1 protein-coding gene is annotated in these 899 nt (G+C 65.4%); it reads left to right on the top strand.

What is annotated here, in order from left to right:
• Positions 1-21 precede the first annotated feature (21 nt).
• Positions 22-899 (top strand): DUF222 domain-containing protein (locus AU188_RS18895; protein ID WP_082686696.1); only part of this gene is annotated, 878 nt, incomplete at its 3' end.

Here is an 899-nt window from a genome sequence, read left to right as displayed (position 1 = left end):
GGGTGCTGTCATGATGCGGTTATGGTTTCGTTCGCTCCTTCTGGTGTTGAGGTGGATTTGAGTCGCCTCGAGCGTCTGGAGGAGTTGTTTGGGCAGTTGGAGGAGTTGGCGGGTCAGCGCAATGCCGTTGATGGGCGCATCGTGGAGATCGTCGCCGAGCTCGATCACGACAACTTGTGGGGGATCACCGGGGCGCGGTCGGTCAAGGCGTTGGTGGCTTGGAAGTTGGGTATGGCCGAGGCGACGGCCAAGTCGGTGGCTGCGATCGCCGATCGGTTCGAGGAGTTCCCCCGCTGTACCGCCGAGATGTCGCAGGGCCGGTTGTCGTTGGATCAGGTCGCGGTGATCGCCCAGCGCGCGGGCCACGGTTCTGATGAGCATTACGCGAAGCTGGCGTCGGTGGCCACGGTCAACCAGCTGCGCACCGCGGTCCGGCTGGAACCGCGCCCGAAGCCTGATCCCAAACCTGAGCCGCAGCGGTCGATCACCAAGATCAGCGGTGCGGAGTTCACCACCTACCGGATCACCGTGCCCAATATCGAGGCGGCCAAGGTCGACGCCGCGCTGCAGTCCCATCGTGCGGCGTTGATCAGCGAACACACCGACGCGTACGGTCCCGACACCCCCGGCGAGGAGCCCGAACGCCGTGCGCAGCGCGAGTCGCAGTGTCTTGCGCCGTTGCCGACGCTCACCGATGCGTTCGTGCGCATGGTGGAATCGGCCTGGGACGCTGAGGTGGCGCGGCGCCCGCACGGCCAGCACACCAGCGTGATCGTGCATCTCGATGTCGACAAGCGCGCCGGCTGGCTGCATCTGGGCTCGCTGCTGACTGATGCCGACCGCCAATACCTGTTGTGTGATGCCAGCTGTGAGGTGTGGTTGGAACGCCGCGGGCAGCT

Origin of the sequence: Mycobacterium sp. IS-3022 (assembly GCF_001500065.1) — a bacterium.
Classification (GTDB): domain Bacteria; phylum Actinomycetota; class Actinomycetes; order Mycobacteriales; family Mycobacteriaceae; genus Mycobacterium.
The sequence above is the reverse complement of the archived record's forward strand: the minus strand, read 5'-3'. Positions and strand labels throughout refer to the sequence as shown.